Annotated in this window: 20 protein-coding genes and 1 other annotated feature; of the genes, 8 read left to right on the top strand and 12 right to left on the bottom strand. The window is 36.9% G+C overall.

Annotated elements, in window-relative coordinates; all coding sequences use genetic code 11:
* Positions 1-11 precede the first annotated feature (11 nt).
* From AB1284_RS05260 to ilvE, 6 genes are all read right to left on the bottom strand, one after another.
* Positions 12-1,535, bottom strand: coding sequence for a 2-isopropylmalate synthase (locus tag AB1284_RS05260; protein ID WP_429751117.1), 1,524 nt, complete (start codon positions 1,533-1,535; stop codon positions 12-14).
* Position 1,536: 1 nt separating this feature from the next.
* Positions 1,537-2,547: a ketol-acid reductoisomerase gene (gene ilvC, locus AB1284_RS05255; RefSeq protein ID WP_429751119.1), complete on the bottom strand. Its 1,011-nt coding sequence runs from the start codon at positions 2,545-2,547 to the stop codon at positions 1,537-1,539.
* Between the two features lie 27 nt (positions 2,548-2,574).
* A complete protein-coding gene (gene ilvN, locus AB1284_RS05250) occupies positions 2,575-3,090 on the bottom strand; it encodes an acetolactate synthase small subunit (protein ID WP_336482694.1) in 516 nt (171 codons plus the stop codon).
* Positions 3,087-4,784, bottom strand: a complete 1,698-nt coding sequence (gene ilvB / locus AB1284_RS05245) for an acetolactate synthase large subunit (protein WP_429751121.1) — start codon at positions 4,782-4,784, stop codon at positions 3,087-3,089. The genes ilvN and ilvB overlap by 4 nt, the downstream gene beginning before the upstream one ends.
* Before the next feature lie 73 nt (positions 4,785-4,857).
* Positions 4,858-5,085, bottom strand: a binding site (T-box leader).
* Positions 5,086-5,108: 23 nt separating this feature from the next.
* Entirely contained in the window at positions 5,109-6,776 is a 1,668-nt protein-coding gene (gene ilvD, locus AB1284_RS05240; RefSeq protein ID WP_429751123.1) for a dihydroxy-acid dehydratase, read from the bottom strand.
* Between the two features lie 14 nt (positions 6,777-6,790).
* The gene (ilvE, locus tag AB1284_RS05235) at positions 6,791-7,687 is read right to left on the bottom strand and encodes a branched-chain-amino-acid transaminase (protein WP_429751125.1); all 897 of its coding nucleotides are present in this window, start codon (positions 7,685-7,687) and stop codon (positions 6,791-6,793) included.
* A gap of 408 nt (positions 7,688-8,095) precedes the next feature.
* Here ilvE and AB1284_RS05230 point away from each other — a divergent pair, with 408 nt between their 5' ends.
* Positions 8,096-8,350, top strand: coding sequence for a DUF3911 family protein (locus AB1284_RS05230; protein ID WP_429751127.1), 255 nt, complete (start codon positions 8,096-8,098; stop codon positions 8,348-8,350).
* A 100-nt stretch (positions 8,351-8,450) separates the two neighbouring features.
* Positions 8,451-8,693 (top strand): YkuS family protein, encoded by a 243-nt coding sequence (locus AB1284_RS05225; protein WP_429751128.1) that lies wholly within the window; start codon positions 8,451-8,453, stop codon positions 8,691-8,693.
* 477 nt (positions 8,694-9,170) lie between these two features.
* Here AB1284_RS05225 and AB1284_RS05220 read toward each other — a convergent pair whose 3' ends face one another.
* Positions 9,171-9,260 (bottom strand): phosphoribosyl-ATP pyrophosphatase, encoded by a 90-nt coding sequence (locus AB1284_RS05220; RefSeq protein WP_429751129.1) that lies wholly within the window; start codon positions 9,258-9,260, stop codon positions 9,171-9,173.
* A 123-nt stretch (positions 9,261-9,383) separates the two neighbouring features.
* Entirely contained in the window at positions 9,384-9,758 is a 375-nt protein-coding gene (gene ytfJ, locus AB1284_RS05215; RefSeq protein ID WP_429751130.1) for a GerW family sporulation protein, read from the bottom strand.
* Between the two features lie 254 nt (positions 9,759-10,012).
* Here ytfJ and AB1284_RS05210 point away from each other — a divergent pair, with 254 nt between their 5' ends.
* Positions 10,013-10,387: an imidazole glycerol phosphate synthase gene (locus AB1284_RS05210; protein ID WP_429751132.1), complete on the top strand. Its 375-nt coding sequence runs from the start codon at positions 10,013-10,015 to the stop codon at positions 10,385-10,387.
* An 88-nt stretch (positions 10,388-10,475) separates the two neighbouring features.
* On the opposite strand, the gene AB1284_RS05205 is transcribed toward AB1284_RS05210, so the two are convergent.
* From AB1284_RS05205 to AB1284_RS05195, 3 genes are all read right to left on the bottom strand, one after another.
* Positions 10,476-11,819, bottom strand: a complete 1,344-nt coding sequence (locus tag AB1284_RS05205) for a TrkH family potassium uptake protein (protein ID WP_429751133.1) — start codon at positions 11,817-11,819, stop codon at positions 10,476-10,478.
* Between the two features lie 429 nt (positions 11,820-12,248).
* Complete coding sequence (locus AB1284_RS05200) at positions 12,249-12,404, bottom strand: imidazoleglycerol-phosphate dehydratase (RefSeq protein ID WP_098309527.1); 156 nt, start codon at positions 12,402-12,404, stop codon at positions 12,249-12,251.
* A 203-nt stretch (positions 12,405-12,607) separates the two neighbouring features.
* A complete protein-coding gene (locus tag AB1284_RS05195; protein ID WP_429751135.1) occupies positions 12,608-13,027 on the bottom strand; it encodes a MarR family winged helix-turn-helix transcriptional regulator in 420 nt (139 codons plus the stop codon).
* A gap of 419 nt (positions 13,028-13,446) precedes the next feature.
* Here AB1284_RS05195 and AB1284_RS05190 point away from each other — a divergent pair, with 419 nt between their 5' ends.
* Complete coding sequence (locus AB1284_RS05190) at positions 13,447-14,001, top strand: thioredoxin family protein (RefSeq protein WP_429751136.1); 555 nt, start codon at positions 13,447-13,449, stop codon at positions 13,999-14,001.
* 25 nt (positions 14,002-14,026) lie between these two features.
* On the opposite strand, the gene bacA is transcribed toward AB1284_RS05190, so the two are convergent.
* Positions 14,027-14,818 (bottom strand): undecaprenyl-diphosphate phosphatase, encoded by a 792-nt coding sequence (gene bacA / locus AB1284_RS05185; RefSeq protein ID WP_429751137.1) that lies wholly within the window; start codon positions 14,816-14,818, stop codon positions 14,027-14,029.
* A 184-nt stretch (positions 14,819-15,002) separates the two neighbouring features.
* Between bacA and AB1284_RS05180 the strand changes: the two genes are divergently transcribed.
* From AB1284_RS05180 to AB1284_RS05165, 4 genes are all read left to right on the top strand, one after another.
* Positions 15,003-16,361: an MATE family efflux transporter gene (locus tag AB1284_RS05180; protein ID WP_429751139.1), complete on the top strand. Its 1,359-nt coding sequence runs from the start codon at positions 15,003-15,005 to the stop codon at positions 16,359-16,361.
* 118 nt (positions 16,362-16,479) lie between these two features.
* Positions 16,480-16,998 (top strand): L,D-transpeptidase, encoded by a 519-nt coding sequence (locus AB1284_RS05175; RefSeq protein ID WP_429751141.1) that lies wholly within the window; start codon positions 16,480-16,482, stop codon positions 16,996-16,998.
* A 216-nt stretch (positions 16,999-17,214) separates the two neighbouring features.
* Positions 17,215-17,610: a DUF350 domain-containing protein gene (locus AB1284_RS05170; protein WP_429751143.1), complete on the top strand. Its 396-nt coding sequence runs from the start codon at positions 17,215-17,217 to the stop codon at positions 17,608-17,610.
* A gap of 57 nt (positions 17,611-17,667) precedes the next feature.
* Positions 17,668-17,844: a 2-isopropylmalate synthase gene (locus AB1284_RS05165; protein ID WP_429751144.1), complete on the top strand. Its 177-nt coding sequence runs from the start codon at positions 17,668-17,670 to the stop codon at positions 17,842-17,844.
* Positions 17,845-17,866: the final 22 nt, after the last annotated feature.

Genomic DNA, 17,866 nt, shown 5'->3' with positions numbered 1-17,866 from the left:
CAGACACTCCTTTACGATTTTGTAAGTGATCGTAATGCTTTTAATTTCCCTGCTGCATATACGTAAGCACGAGCTGAAGCCTCCAGTACATCTTGCGCTACACCAAAACCTGAAACTTGGTGTCCATCTTCTTTCAATTCAACATGAACATGAGCTAACGCATCTTGTCCTTGCGTAATCGATTGAATACGATAGTCAGCAAGTTCACACTGTAAATGAAGAATTCTTTGAATCGCATTATAAATTGCCTCAATGCTACCGGAGCCAGTTGCAGCATCCTCCAGCACATTCCCATCAGCATCTTCTAAACAGATAGTTGCACTTTGAATGCTGCTTGATACAAAATGAACTTGCAATTGTTTAATATCGTACTGCTGTTTAGCAAACGCAGTTTCCCCCAATACAAGTGCCTGTAAATCTTCTTCTGTAATTTCTTTCTTTCGATCAGCTAACCGTTTAAACGCATGGAACGCTAAGTCCCGCTCTTCTTCTGTAAATTCATAGCCTAACTCTTTCATTTTTTCTGTAAAGGCATGGCGGCCAGAGTGTTTTCCAAGTACAAATTTATTTTGTTCTTCCCCTACAAGAGAAGGTGAAATAATTTCATAAGTAGATGCTTCCTTTAACACCCCATCTTGATGAATACCAGATTCATGTGCAAACGCATTTGCACCAACAATTGCTTTATTTTTCGGAACAATCATTCCTGTTAAACGGCTTACAAGTGTACTTGTTGCTTTAATTTCTTTTAATCGCATGGAAGATGACGCCCCGTAGTAATCATTTCGAATATGGAGGGCAACTGCAACTTCTTCGAGAGCAGCATTACCAGCGCGTTCTCCAATTCCATTAATCGTTCCTTCTACTTGAAGTGCACCGCCTTCAATTGCTGCTAATGAGTTAGCTACCGCCATGCCAAGATCATCATGACAATGACAGGAGAAAATAGCTTTCTCATAAGATAGAACATGCTCTTTTAAGTATCGAAAAAGAGAATAATATTCTTCTGGATTGGTATATCCTACTGTATCAGGAATGTTAATCACATCAGCTCCAGCGCGAATTGCAACCTCTGCAGCTTCCGCTAAAAAAGAAGGTGTTGTTCGCGTTGCATCTTCTGCAGAAAACTGCACCGTTGGAAATAATGACTTTCCAAGCTTTACAGAACGATGAATTGTATCTAATACTTCATCCTTTGACATACGGAGCTTATATTTCATATGAATATCGCTCGTTGCTAGAAATACATGTAACCGAGGAGATACGCCTCCTTTTAACGCTTCATATGCTGTACGAATATCACTTTCCTTTGCACGGGCCAAGCTCATAACAGAAGCATTTTGAATTGTTTTGGCAATACGTTTCACCGATCGAAAATCACCTTCAGAAGCGGACGCAAAGCCCGCCTCCATCACATTAATTCCAAGCCTCTCTAACTGCCGTGCAATTTGTAATTTTTCTTGTTCATTTAAATTTACTCCAGGTGATTGCTCCCCATCGCGAAGCGTCGTGTCCATGAACAAAATTTGCTTCATATTACTTAACCTCCATTTTCACTCTCGGCTTCACAAATGGCATCATCTCACGTAATTTACGTCCTACTACTTCAATTTGATGCTCATTCTCCTCTGCATTAATTGCATGGAATTTTTGTCGTCCTGCTTTATGTTCAGCAATCCATCCTCTTGCAAACGTTCCATCTTGAATATCTTTTAACACTTCTTGCATTGCTTGTTTCGTATGCTCTGTTACGACGCGCGGCCCTGATACGAAATCTCCCCACTGCGCTGTGTCCGAAACTGAGTAGCGCATATTTTCTAATCCGCCTTCATACATAAGATCAACAATAAGCTTTAGTTCATGTAAACATTCAAAATATGCCAGTTCCGGTTGATATCCAGCTTCTACTAATGTTTCAAAACCTGCTTTTACAAGAGCAGTCGCTCCTCCGCAAAGTACTGCTTGTTCTCCAAATAAATCTGTTTCTGTTTCTTCTTTAAATGTCGTTTGGAGTACACCAGCGCGAGTTGCTCCGATTCCATCTGCATACGATAGTGCTCTTTCATAAGCTGTTCCTGTTGCATCTTGATAAATCGCAAATAGTGCTGGTACCGCTCCTCCTTCTACAAATGTCCGGCGTACAAGATGCCCCGGTCCTTTTGGCGCTACAAGGAATACATCTACATCTTCCGGCGGTGTAATTTGACCAAAATGAACGTTAAACCCATGAGCAAACACAAGTGCATTTCCTTCTTGCAAATTCGGTGCAATTTCTGTTTCATATACTTCCGGCTGTTGTTCATCTGGAAGCAATACCATTACAACATCTGCTAGTTTTGTAGCCTCAGCAACCTTATATACAGAAAATCCATCTTCTTTTGCCTTTTCCCAAGATTTCCCTTGACGAAGACCTACAACAACATCAAAACCGTTATCACGTAAATTTTGCGCATGGGCATGACCTTGAGATCCATATCCAACAATCGCTACTTTCTTTCCTTTTAATACATTTACTGTTACATCCTTTTCATAATAAACTTTTGTCATTTTCTTTCTCCTCCTATATTTTAAAAATTAATTAATTAACATTACTTGTTGTTTGTCTTGCTTTTTCATACTTCTTGTAAAGGCTGTTACTCCTGTTCTTGCAATTTCTTTTAAACCATATGGACGCAATAATTCAATAAGCGCTTCTACTTTTTCTTGTGTCCCTGTTACTTGAACGACGATGGAATCCTTCCCAACATCTATAACTGCTGCACGAAATGGTTCAATTAAACTATATAATTCAGATCTAGAAGCAATTGTCGTAGACACTTTAATAAGCGCAAGTTCTCTTGCAATCATTGCTTCTTCTGTAATATCAGATACTTTTAATACATCAATTTGTTTATGAAGCTGTTTAATAAGCTGCTCTACTTGCTGGACATCTTCAACGTGAACAACAAATGTCATTCTTGAAATATGTGATGATTCTGTATGACCCACTGAAATACTTTCAATATTAAAATGTCTTCTTGTCATCACACCTGTAATACGGTTTAAAACCCCACTTTGATTCCGAACCGTTGCTGTAACAATCCGTTTCACTCTTCCACCCCCTCCATTTGGTGAACACCTTTTCCCGGAGCAACCATAGGCATAACTTTTTCAGATTGTAAAACGCGGCAATCAATAAGCACAGGCTCTTGTAAATTCATCGCTTCTCGCAATTGCTCTTTTGCTGTTAGCGGATTTTCAATACGAATCCCTTTCATTCCATAAGCATGAGCTAACATGGGGAAATCTGGTTGACAAGAGACTATAGAATGAGAATAACGCTGATTATAAAACTCATCTTGCCATTGTCTTACCATGCCGAGTGCTTCATTATTTAAAATCAGCACTTTAACAGGAAGATGATGCTCCTTTAAAACACTTAATTCTTGCAATGTCATTTGAAAACCGGCATCACCTACGATCGCTACAACGAGTTCATCAGGCTCGGCAATTTGTGCCCCAATCGCAGCTGGCAGACCAAATCCCATCGTTCCAAGCCCTCCTGATGTAACCCATTTATCTGGCTGTTTCAATGTATAATATTGTGCGGCCCACATTTGATGCTGTCCAACATCTGTCGTTATAATGGCATTGCCATTTGTAACTTCATGAAGCATTTGAATTACAGCTTGCGGTTTTAACATTTGCGAATCGTCTTTATAGCAAAGTGGGTAACGATTCTTTCTTTTTTGCAGGAGCTCTAGCCATTCTTTATGATTTTGTTTCTCTCCTTTGCATACTAACAATGCTTCTAGAGCATGTTTAGCGCTTGCTACAATTGGAATTTCCGTTACAACGTTTTTTCCAATTTCCGCAGGATCAATATCAATATGCGCTACTGTTGCACCCTTTGCAAAATACGCTAAATTTCCAGTCAGACGATCATCAAAACGGGCCCCTATATTTATTAACAAATCACATTCATACAAAGCCATATTTGCTGCGTAAGAACCATGCATGCCACCCATTCCCAATAATAATGTATCATCGGATGGAAACCCTCCAAGACCAAGTAATGTATGAACGACCGGAAGCTGATACATACGAGCAAATGCAGTTAATTCACTTGCCGCTTTTGCATGCAATACACCAGCACCCGCTAAAATAAGAGGTTTCTTTGCTGCTTGAATTGCTTGCAGTAACTTGGTAATTTGCAATTGATTTGGATGATAATTCGGCTGGTATCCAGGTAAATCCATTTCTACATTGCTACATCGCTCTCCCGTTTCTACAACCATATTTTTCGGAAGATCAATGACGACTGGACCTGGTCTACCTGTTGCCGCAATATGGAATGCTTCTTTTATAATTCTTGGTAAATCCGAAACATTTCGTACTTGATAATTATGCTTTGTAACAGGCATTGTAAGTCCGATGACATCCGCTTCTTGAAAGGCATCGCTTCCTATCAGCGTTGTTGAAACTTGGCCAGTAAATACGACAAGCGGTAAGGAATCCATCATTGCATCTGCTAAACCAGTTATCACATTGGTCGCCCCCGGCCCACTTGTAGCAATAACAACACCTGGCTTTCCAGTAATTCTTGCATATCCTTCTGCTGCATGAATTGCTCCTTGTTCATGCCTTGTTAAGATATGAGGAATCTCGCAATCGTAAAGCGCATCATATAGCGGCAAAACAGCTCCTCCTGGATAGCCAAAAATGACTTCTACCTTTTCCTTTCTAAGCGCATTTAACAATAACTGTGCACCGGTTGCCATTTTCTCTTCCGTTTTTGAAGACATCGTTTCCACAAACCTCCTTTATGAAATACGCGAATAAATAAAAAAGTCTTACGCCCACACTCCAGCTATGTGCTGAAGGGACGAAAGACTTCGTGGTACCACCCTTCTTTGCAAGAAAAATTCTTGCCTCAGTGACTCTAATAGAGTCAAGCTAATAACGGAGCTACCGTCCAAACCTAAGCAAGTGCTTCAGTTTGGCACTCAAGGGCGATGTTCGTCAACGTGAACCATCGGTTTCCACCAACCACCGACTCTCTGTGAGGCTTCACAATCAACTACTCCTCCCTATCAACGCTTTATCCCCCCGCGAACGGAAGTTTTACTTTATACTTTCATAATTCCTCCTGTATTTGCCGAAGTAACTAACTTTGCATATCGTGCTAAATATCCAGTTTTTACTTTCGGCTCTGGAGAAATAAATTGTTTTTTCCGTTGTTCTAATGCTTCTTTAGAAATTTCCCAATGAATAATACCATCTTTTAAATTAATAATGATTGGATCACCGTCTGCCACATATGCAATTGGTCCTCCTTCAGCTGCTTCTGGTGATACATGACCAATTGCAATCCCCCTTGTTGCTCCTGAGAAGCGTCCATCGGTAATCAATGCAACCTTTGTCCCCAGTCCTCTTCCAACAATCGCTGATGTTGGAGCTAACATTTCCGGCATGCCAGGTCCTCCTTTTGGACCTTCATATCGGATGACAACAACATGCCCTTCTTTCACAACACCACTATGAATCGCAGCGACCGCTTCATCATGAGAATCAAAACAAATCGCTTCACCAACAAATGATGTAACAGATTCATCGATAGCTCCAACTTTTAGTACAGAGCCATCTGGTGCTAAATTTCCAAAGAGAATGGAAAGACCACCTGTTTTACGATACGGTCGTTCTTTTGGACGAATTACTTTTTCATCTAAGATTTTTCCTTCTTCTACTGTTTCATAGATGCTTTTCCCTGAAATTGTAATACGCTCTGGATGAATTGCACCTGGGATTTGTGAAAGCTCTTTAATAATAGCTGCTACTCCACCTGCTTCATGCACATCATGCATGGAGTAATGAGAAGCTGGGCTAATTTTCGCTAAATATGGAACACGCTTTGCAATATCATTAATACGCTGCAAGTCATATTCAATACCGGCTTCATTCGCGATGGCTAACATATGTAAAACTGTATTTGTCGATCCCCCCATCGCCATATCTAGCGCAAAAGCATCATCAATTGCTTCTTTTGTAATAATGTCGCGCGGCTTTATATCACGCTCAATTAAATCCATTAAATGAAATGCAGCTTGACGAATTAGGTTATGTCGTTCTTCACTTGTTGCAACAATCGTTCCATTTCCAGGAAGTGCAACACCTAGCATTTCCATGATGGTATTCATAGAATTTGCTGTAAACATCCCTGAGCAGGAACCGCACGTTGGGCATGCTGATTTTTCCATATCAATCAGCTGCTCTAAAGTTAATTTCCCTGACTTATGAGCGCCAACTCCTTCAAATACAGATGCTAATGAAAGCGGAGTGCCATCTTTTGATTTCCCTGCTTCCATTGGTCCTCCAGATACAAAAACAGAAGGAACATTCGTCCGAACAGATGCCATTAGCATTCCCGGCGTAATTTTGTCACAATTTGGCATAAACATAACTCCGTCAAACCAATGAGCTTGAATTACTGTTTCTGCTGCATCTGCAATGATTTCTCGGCTTGGGAGTGAATATCGCATTCCGATATGTCCCATTGCAATCCCATCATCAACACCGATTGTATTAAATTCAAAAGGAACGCCCCCTGCTTCACGAATCGCAGCTTTCGCTACATCAGCAAGATCTCTTAAATGAATATGCCCTGGAACAATATCGATATATGAATTACAAATTGCAATGAATGGTTTATGAAAATCTTCTTCTTTAACGCCTGCTGCATGAAGCAAACTTCGATGCGGCGCTCGGTCAATACCTTGTTTAATCATATTGCTTCGCATCGGTTACTCTCCCATCAACTTACTTTATTTTCTTCATAAATTTTTTCGCCATCTTCTACAACAAGCTTACGAAATTCTTCTAACAAACGATTTGTATGCGCTCCTGGTTTCCCAGCTCCAATTTCTCTGCCATCAACCATTGTTACCGCAATAACTTCAGCTGCTGTACCTGTTAAAAACACCTCATCTGCTACATATACATCATGACGGGTAAATAATTCTTCCCTTACTTCATAGCCAAGCTTCTCACCAATTTCCATAATCGCATTTCGCGTAATTCCTTCTAGTGCTCCAGCAGAACTTGGCGGTGTAATTAACTTATTACCTTTTACAATAAATACGTTATCACCAGAACCTTCTGCAACATACCCTTGTTCATTTAGCATTAACGCTTCCTGCACACCGGCAAGTTTCGCTTCAATTCTCACTAAAATATTATTTAGGTAGTTTAGTGACTTTACTTGTGGTGTTAACACATCTGGACGATTCCGCCTTGTTGCAACCGTTACAACCGGAATTCCTTTCTCGTAATATTCTGCCGGGAATAACGCTAATTGTTCAGCGATTACAACAACATTTGGCTTTAAACACGAATCAGGATCTAAACCAAGATTTCCAACTCCGCGTGATACAACTAAACGAATATATCCATTAGATAATTGATTACGTCGAATTGTTTCAACAACAATATTGGTCACTTCTTCCAACGTATATGGAATTTCTAATAAAATGGATTTTGCAGATTCGTACAGACGAATGAGATGCTCTTTTAAGCGGAAAACATTTCCACTATAGACACGAATGCCTTCGAATACCCCATCACCATATAAATATCCATGATCATAGACAGAAACCTTTGCTTCATTTTTTGGAACAAATTCTCCATTTAAGAAAATCCATTGCTCGTTCACTTGAAAGCGCCCCCTATATCCTTGATTTTTTTTATTGGTTCCTAGTTTACGCCCCCTTTTCAAATAAATCAAAGAAATTTTTTGAAAATTTTAAATTTTAAAATTTATGAACAACCCTCTTTATATTGATATATCAACATTGTTAACGTTTACAAAATGTCAAAAAATTTTTTTCGACATTTTTCTCACAAAAAAATATTTGTTTAGGAGAAGGATTTTTTTCAAAAGATGCGAATCTATTGTATTCAATAAACGGACGATCTATTACATGTTTTTAGAAAAAGACTAGTAATAAAGCGAGGTGAAAAAATAAAAAATAAAATTTGAGGATAACACTCATATTTTTTTCTTATTACTCATAATCCTATTTTCAAAAATCATTTTGACGAATTTAAGGGGGCTAATAATATGGCATGTTTACAAATTAAAGGAACAAGACAAGAAGTAATGGAAATGCTTCAATTATTTGATGTAATGAATACAAAAGGAATGTGTAAATTAGAAGATTATGTAGAATTACTTCCATATGCAGAGCAAAATAGAACAACGCAAAATCCTATGTACATTGCCTCAGTTGATGTACAATCAAATGATTATACGATGCAAGATGTACAAAACGAGCGTTTTGTAAGTGACATGTTAACTGGAGTTTATAACGACTAGCTCTTTTCTACTCATTTCAAACATGTAAAACCTCTTTGTTATTTAGTGAATAGTCTTCCAAAAAAAGGAACATATTACTAGATAGCAGGAGGTGAATGACATGGCGAAAATTGGAGTAGAAGATTCTTTAACGAACGTAAAACGAGCTCTAGAACAACAAGGGCATGAAGTAGTCTCATTGCAATCTGAAAGTGACGTTCAAGGATGTAACTGCTGCGTTGTAACCGGGCTGGATTCTAACGTAGCGGGGATTAGCAACGCTGCGATAAAGGGATCTGTTATCGATGCAAGCGGGTTAACAGCTGAAGAAGTTTGTCAACAAGTTGAGAGTAGAATTCAATAAAGTGAACTTTTAATTAGCAGGGATTCTCCTCATCCCTGCTGATTAAGAGCCGCGTTAATCGGGCTCTTACGGACCGTTTCATATTACAAGATTTCCCACACATACTGTCCGTTTCGTTTCATAAAAAAAGAAGGTACCTTTTACAAAAAAGGCACCTTCTTTTTTTTATATTTAACTAACGGGAAAGTAACATATACTGGACGAAAGCCCTGCCTCTCTTTCATCATTACGGTTCCAACGACCGCTCCTTATACACTAGTAGGTGTACATCTTACAAATACAATTCATCATATACACAATCACTAAAGTTGTTGGCATCATCGCCCGATCTTTAGCAAACCAGTGACTTGTACAAGTAAGGAATTACCAATATATACTAGCTGTAACCGAGACACGAAATTAAATTATACTTCTTACCGATAAAAATGTCAACAATTTTACCAAAAATAAAAACAGACTAACAAGTAAGCCTGTTTGTTAAAATTGTACTTTTTCTTTTAATACGTACACAACAAATCCGCTCACTAACATACATAAACCGACGACAAAATTCCTGATGTTAATCATTTATACCTCTCCCTTGTTCTTTCTTAAATCTTGATTCTCTCTATAGTCATTTACTTTATATTCACATAATTTTTAAACACACTTCATCTACTATATCATAATTTCCTTAAAATGCAAGTTCTTTTAGTGCTTATTTACCAATCGCTGCACTGCATTAGGTACTGTTTCCAATGCTTTTTCTACAAGATGTGTACCGCTATGTAAGTGCATAACCTGAATTCCTTTTGCCCCAACTACTAAAAACGCAACAGGATTAATGGAAACCCCCGCACCACTTCCACCACCAAATGGATGTAAGTTCTGCCCTTCTTGTGATTGTCCATTTCCTGCGAAATCACTTCCACCTGCACCAAAACCAAAAGCAACTTTCGAAACGGTTAAAATAACATTTCCATCAGCTGTTGATACTGGTTTTCCAACAATCGTATTCACATCCACCATTTCTTTCAAGTTTGCCATTGCTGTTTTCATTAAGTTTTCAATTGGATGTTGCGTCATATAAATCACCTCTTTTTCCTATCAATTCCTTTTTATCGTTTCCAAAAACGTGGAAGACATACCAACTTTTGTGATTTTAATTTTTCATGAAGTGAATCCTATATTAGGGGATTTTTTCCGCCCTCACTTACGTGAAAGCTCTTATCTCGGATGCTTACGAACATTTATCTTATTTATTTTCTCAAAATCTTAACGTAACCGTGATGAGGCGGATAAAAAAGCAAAAGCAGCTCATACTATACATGAAGCTCTTTATGAAAGGAGACATTACATTGACTGATAAACATGAAGAACGTCATAGAGAAAGTGAAGATCATTTTGACGAAGAATACGCAGCTGAAATTGCACCCAATGGTGTGCCTTACGATGGAAGAGAAGGAAGAGACGAAGTAACAGCAAAAGCAGGAGGTGCAACAGCAGGATTTATCGCTCTTGCTCTTGCAGTCCTATCTTTATTCACTTTTCCAACGCTCTTTGGACTTCTTGCTGTCCTACTTGGCATATATGCCTATAATCGCGGCGCCAATGTTACAGGTGGAATTGCAGCTGTAATGGGTGGAGTAGTAGCGATTGTTGCGCTAATATTTCGAGCAGCTATTATTAGCTTACTGTACTCTCTTTTTACGTAATAAAATGAAACTCCCATCAATCAGGATCTTCCAGACAATTTTTCATCACGGAACATAATAAAAGGTATCTCGCTTCTCGCGAGATACCTTATCCTGTAAACACATCTTCAGATGGGTAACGAATTTTTTGCTTTGCTGGCCGTGCAAGTGAAAACACAAGCGTTAATGGTCCGATTAATCCACAAAACATAACAAACATAATTACACATTTCCCAAAAGCTGATAAATCAGCTGTAATTCCCATTGATAATCCAACTGTTCCAAAGGCTGAAACCGTTTCAAACAACAATTCAATAAAGCTAAAGTTTTCAGTAAGCATAAGTACAAATACTGCTACAAAAATTAAAAATTGACTTGCAATAACAATCGACAACGCTCTCATCACTGTTGACATTTTAATTGTGCGATGAAATAAAACAACATCTTCCTTTTTCTTAAAAAATGAAATAACAGATGTAATTAAAATAACAAAAGTCGTAAGCTTAATACCGCCTCCAGTTGAAACACTTCCGGCCCCAATAAACATAAGTATCATCGTAAAGAACAACGTTGATTCATTCATACTTCCGTAATCCATTGTATTAAACCCAGCTGTACGAGGTGTAATTCCTTGGAAAAATGATGCCCACAATTTTTCATTTAACGATAAAGAACCCAACGTTTTAATATTACTATACTCTAATATAAAGATAAAAACCATCGCAAAAATACTCAATGCAATTGTACCAACAATCATAATTTTCGAATGTAGTGTTAATTTTTGAAAACTTCTACTGTACCATATATCAATTAGTACTGTAAAACCTAAACCACCTATTACAATCAAAGAACAAATCCCAATATTAATGATAGGATCTCCAACATATCTCGTTAAATTATCTGGCCACAAAGCAAACCCTGCATTATTATAAGCAGCCACGACGTGAAACAGGCTGTAATATATCCCTTTTCCTAATCCGTATTCAGGAACAAAACGGATAGCTAAAAATACAACTCCTACTAATTCAATACAAATCGAGAAGAAAAACACTCGTTTTACTAATTTTACAAGTCCGCCAATGTTCGTTTGATTTAATGCTTCCCCAATAAGAAGTCGCTGACGTAATCCTATTTTTTTTCCTAGCACCCAAACTATTAAAATAGCAATTGTCATTAACCCTAAACCGCCTGTTTGTATTAGAAGCATGATGACAACTTGTCCAAATGTTGTAAATGTACTATTTACATCCACTACACCTAAGCCTGTTACAGTCGCAGCTGAGGTCGCTGTGAAAAAAGCATCAACCCAACTAATAGACGTTTTCGTCGCAACCGGTAATTTTAATAATATGCCGCCAACAATAATTAAAGCAAAAAAGCCAATCGCTAAAATTTGCGGTGGACTTAATCGTATAAAACGATCATTCAAGTCACGTTTTTCTATTAATTCCATAGTACTAACTCCCTTAATCCGTCCTCCATACATAGTTGAGCATAATCTTTTTTCTTTTGAATTTCAACTTTTATTTTTGTATAAAAAAGCGAAAATTCCTTATTCTTTCACGTCAAGTTCACATTGAATTCACATTAGTCTTTTATAGTATAACTATCAAAGCTGTTCCTCCCTAATAATGAGACATCATCCCTAATGTCTCGAACAGCTTTCTATCCCTAACTTAAATGACATAAATTGTCCCCTTCCTAAGCCATCTTGCAATGACAAGATGGCCTTTTTTTATCCGGCTATTCGCTCCATCTCAAGACTCAGAGAGAAACGAGGAATACCTGCTGCATACACCAAATTAATGAAGGCCTTGATAAAGAAAAACCCCAATGATGAAAACTTCATTTTATTTAATAGCAAAGAAGAAGTGAATATGCTTCACTCCTTCCTTGATTTACTCCCTTTTTTCGAACGATACTCTTTTCCTTTATTATCATCACCAGTAACAAATTCTGTGCCGAACTCCTGTTGATATTGTCCTACTTTGGGTGCCCCTTGATTCCCGCTTCCTTTACTACCATTACGACTTGACATACTTCTTTCTTCCCTTCTATATAATGATATTGTTAGTATGCTCCAATCCATTCTAAATACACATGAAAAGCCTTCGCATTGATTACGAAGGCTTTTGCATAGCAAGACCGCTCCTGCGGTATTCATTATTCTCAATATATCATATAATTTTCTATCTTTTTAACCTTTACCTAATAATATAAGATATCAATATCGTTTCTTATCTAAATTAGCTTTTGTGTAATGGAAATCATGACTTTCATTTCCTCTTCAGACAGAGTAGAAAATCTATCTTCCAGATATAGCTTCTTTTGTTTTTCCATTTCGGCTACTAGTTCTTTTCCTTTATCACTGATCTCCAAGTACACAACCCGACGGTCTGATGTACAGCGCGAACGCGTTACAAGTTCTTTTTTAATTAATTTTTCTGCAACAGCCGTAATATGGCTATTCGATACGTTCAGTTCATTCGCAACATGGGAAACCATTTCTTTTTGGACACGATTTAAAATACGCAACACGATAAATTCATTCCATGGAATATAATCACCGAAAATTTTGCTCATATCATTACGTAATGTACGAAACATAGCAAAAAAATTTGTAGACAGATCTTCCATTAGCAACTCGCGATTATTAGACATTTTGTACAGCCCCTCTATTTATTTAATATGATTAAATAAAAACATTATGAATTATAGTAACGTACTTTTTGGCATTTGTCATCCATTTTATTTGGAAATTCATGTATCTTTTTTTAGTTACTTGGCAATAGATGATAAAGGTTGCTTTTATAAAATGCTGTGAATTTTATCAGCAAGAAAACGGGGTGCGCAGAAGCACCCTGTTTTCTTTTTATCCCGCATTAACGGGACAGTAACTCGATTGGTGATAGCTTTACATCAGTAGGATAGATGAAAAAACCTCCACTAATGGAAGTTTCACTTTATTGTTCAAGCTTTTTACACTCGACAAAATAAGGATTACCGATAAAAGTAACTTTACCAGCTTTCCCGTAAAATATTTGATACAATATGAACAAATAGAGAAAGAGGTGTAGTACATGACGTTACGTCAATGGTTTGAAAAAGGCATGTCCTTTGATACATATGTAAATAAAATGACAGTGAATCAACACGAATTACTACATATTTATAATAATTTTTTAATTCCAAATGAACTTCTTCCTGTTTTAGAGCAACATCAAAACGATCGTTTAAACGTTATTGTTTTAACAGCAGATTGGTGTGGTGATGCCCTTCTTTGCGTACCAATTATGAAACGCATTTGCGAAGTTGCCAATATCGAGATGAGTTTGCTTATTCGTGATGATAACTTAGAATTGATGGATCAATACTTAACAAATGGTACAGCACGTGCAATTCCAATTTTCATTTTTATTGACGCAGCAGGAAATGAAAAATATGTTTGGGGGCCACGCGCTCCAAAAGTTCAAGAATTCGTTACTTCTATGCGTGCTACATTACCAGAAAAAGATGATCCACTGTTTGAAGAAAAGCAAAAAGAAATGTATGCTGAGTTTCGTAAAACATTAACTTCCGACACTTCCATTTGGGAGCACGTAATGGAAAATATGATTGAAAAAATAGCAAAATAAAAAACTGCCAAATGGCAGTTTTTTATTATAAAACAAAGAAGTAAAACACCGCAGCAATAATAAAACGATAATATGCAAATGGTGTTAATTTCACACGAGCTAATAATTTTAAGAATGAAACAATCGCTAACATTGCAACCACAAATGCAGTAATAAACCCAGTTGCAAATAACGGGAGATCTGCTGCACTTAATTCATGCCAACTCTTAATTAAATCAAGACCTGTTGCAGCTACCATCATTGGTACCGCAAGAATAAATGTATATTCAGCAGCTGCTGTATGAGATACACGCGCTAGCAAACCGCCACTTATTGTAGATCCTGAACGAGAAAAACCAGGCCATAATGCTAAACATTGAAACATTCCAATCGTAAATGCTTGTTTATATGTAATATCATCCAGTGTTTTCGCTGTGCTTGGCTTTGAGAATTTCTCAGCAACAATCATTAAGATACCACCAGCAACTAAACTAATAACAACTGGACCTGGCCCAAATAAAATCTCTTTAATTTTATCATGGAATAAAAAACCAAGTAAGCCAGCTGGAATCATTCCGATAATAATATGTAATAAGTTTAACGATGGCCCTTGCTTTACTCGCCCAATTCCAACTAACGACCATAGTCGCTTCCAAAATACAACAACAACTGCTAAAATGGACCCTAATTGAACAACAACTTCAAATGTTTTCGCTTTATCGCCTTCAAATCCAATTAAATGCCCTGTTAAAATCATATGCCCTGTTGATGATACTGGTAAAAACTCCGTCAATCCTTCAACAGCACCCATGATTAATCCAATTAACCAATCCGCCACGACCTTGCCTCCTTAATACTTTTTTCATCCTTTATCATAATACCGCATCTCCGCCACACAAGCATCGTTTTTTTCAAATTCTTTCAAAATACACCAATATTGTTATAAATGCGTATTACTTTTCTAAATTCTTATTCAATAGTATGATTGAAGCGGCTTGTTCGTATTTTAGAAAGGAGTATATATGAAAGAAACTACATCTATTTCACAAAAAATCAAACAATTTGTCTTATTATTTTTCCCCATATTTGTCACACAAATGTCATTATTTTCAATGAGTTTTTTCGATACGACGATGTCAGGTCATGCAAGTGCCACTGATTTAGCTGGAGTTGCAATTGGAACAAGTATATGGCTTCCAATTAGTACAGGATTAACAGGTATTTTAATGGCAACAACTCCTATTGTCGCTCACCTTATCGGTTCCAAACAAAAAGAAAATGTATCTCACGTTGTGACACAAGCCGTATACTTAGCAATCTTAGTCAGTATTATTGTTATAATAATTGGATCCCTTGTGGTTTCACCAATTCTACATGCCATGCATTTAGAGAAACACGTAGCCCAAATTGCTGCTCAATTTTTAAGCATTATCGCATTGGGTATCATTCCACTATTTGTGTATACAGTTCTCCGCTGCTTTATTGATGCCTTAGGAAAAACACGCACAACAATGATTATTACTTTACTATCTTTACCAATTAATATCATTTTGAACTATATATTCATTTTTGGTCATTTCGGTTTTCCAAAACTCGGTGGAGTCGGAGCTGCCATTGCTTCAACATCGACATATTGGTGTATTTTGCTTATCACTACTGTCATTATCCGTACGAAAGAGCCTTTCTCTTCTTATGGTGTCTTTCAACGTTTGTATCGTCTCTCTATATCAAGCTGGAAGGAATTATTAAAACTTGGTGTACCAATTGGATTTGCAATCTTTTTTGAAACAAGTATTTTTGCTGCTGTTACATTATTTATGAGTAATTTTAACACAACAACCATTGCCGCTCACCAAGCTGCGATGAATTTCGCATCTCTTTTATATATGACACCACTCAGTTTATCCATGGCAATGACAATTTCTGTCGGATTTGAAGTCGGTGCTTCCCGATATAAAGATGCTAAACATTATAGCTTTATTGGTATTGGATTAGCACTAGCTTTCGCACTGTTATATTCTATCTTACTATTTTTATTTGATAACAATATTGCCTCTATTTATACAAATGATTCTGCAGTACACGAATTAACGAAACAATTTCTCGTGTTTGCGATTTTATTCCAATTTTCTGATGCCGTTGCAACACCAGTACAAGGTGCACTTCGCGGTTATAAAGATGTAAATGTAGCACTTGTTATGACATTAGTTGCATATTGGATAATAGGTCTCCCGCTCGGTTATACACTTGCAACATATACAACTTTGGCTGCAAAAGGTTATTGGATTGGTCTAATTTTAGGATTAGCTTTCGGTGCAATCTTTTTACTCGCTCGTCTATTTCAAGTACAGCAAAAATATATTACATTAAAAAGTCGCTAAATAGCGGCTTTTTTTACATATCCTTAATATTTTTTATATAAATAAAAAAGTAATAGGATTCCTTATAAAAGAAAGCTATAATAAATTTTGATATTTACATAAAGGAGACTAATTTCATATGAGGAAGATTGCGATTGTACTATTATTATTCTTTTCTTCTATGCTTCCTATTAAGACAGCTAGCGCAGAGACATACCAGCAAGAACATTTGTTAATTGTCAATGTAGCAACGAATAAGATGGCATATTATGAAAATGGCAAATTTGTAAAAGAGTTTACAGTTGCTACTGGAAAAAGCAGCACACCAACCCCCCTAGGAAAATATAAAATTGTCAACAAAATTAAAAATCGGCCCTACTATGCCAAACATATTCCTGGGGGTGATTCACGCAACCCATTAGGGGATCGATGGCTTGGTCTGAATTTCAAAGGAACAAAAGGAACAACATATGCCATTCACGGAACTAATAATGTAAGCGCCATTGGAAAATGGACAACACTCGGTTGCGTTCGCATGTATAATAGTGACGTACATTGGCTATTTGATCGTGTTCCTATCGAAACAACTGTAATCACCACAAATCAAAAAACAACATATAAAGCAATTGCTGCTACATATGGATTTAAACTCACATAATGTTTTTTGGGGAAAAGGCTCTTTAAATAAGGACATCCTTTTTTCCTACAAAATATATGAAAATTCCCCTATAATAAGATATTTATATATTTAACATCTACTATTTTTATAATATCCTCCAAAAATAATTTTCCCATTATTTTTATAAAAGCACTTTTTTATTTCATGTATAATAAAAGGAAAAGATTGGATTACCACAAAAGAAAGGAAGAAAATATGAATTTATTTCTAGATTTTTTCATATGCGCTGGAACGGGACTTACTTTACTATATGTCGGTTTTCTTCTATTTGATTTGACAACAAATAGAAAGGAACTTCAATTAATAGCAAAAGGAAATGTATCTGCAGCTATGGCAATGGGAGGAAAGTTACTTGGCCTTACATTTATAGTTGGGGCAGCTATCGCCCAATCTGCTTCACTCATCGATATGATTCTTTGGAGTGCTATCGGTATTGTAATACAAATTATTGCTTTTTACATTATAGAACTTGTTGTAATTCGCTTTAGTATTAAGAAAGCAATTGAAGAAGATAATCGCGCTGTCGGACTTATGATTCTGCTATTATCAATATCTATGGGCTGGGTTCTCGCTCAGTGCTTAACGTATTGAGAGTATATTTCTTCCTTATAACGTGTAACATATAAAAAACATAAAGGAGTTGCAGCAGTGGATCAAAAGGAAGAACAACAATCTTATCAAGAAGAGTTTGCACCAGAAATTTCACCTGGTTATCGTCAAGATGTACATAAATCACCTCGTTATTCTAACATGACGTTTTTAGTCGGCATCGTTATTTTTGGAGCTGTACTGCTATTACTTATTACTTTCGTATATTTTAGGTAAATTGAAACTTCCATCAGTGGGG

Origin of the sequence: Bacillus sp. S2(2024), from assembly GCF_050474045.1 — a bacterium.
Lineage (GTDB): Bacteria > Bacillota > Bacilli > Bacillales > Bacillaceae_G > Bacillus_A > Bacillus_A yunxiaonensis.
The sequence above is the reverse complement of the archived record's forward strand: the minus strand, read 5'-3'. Positions and strand labels throughout refer to the sequence as shown.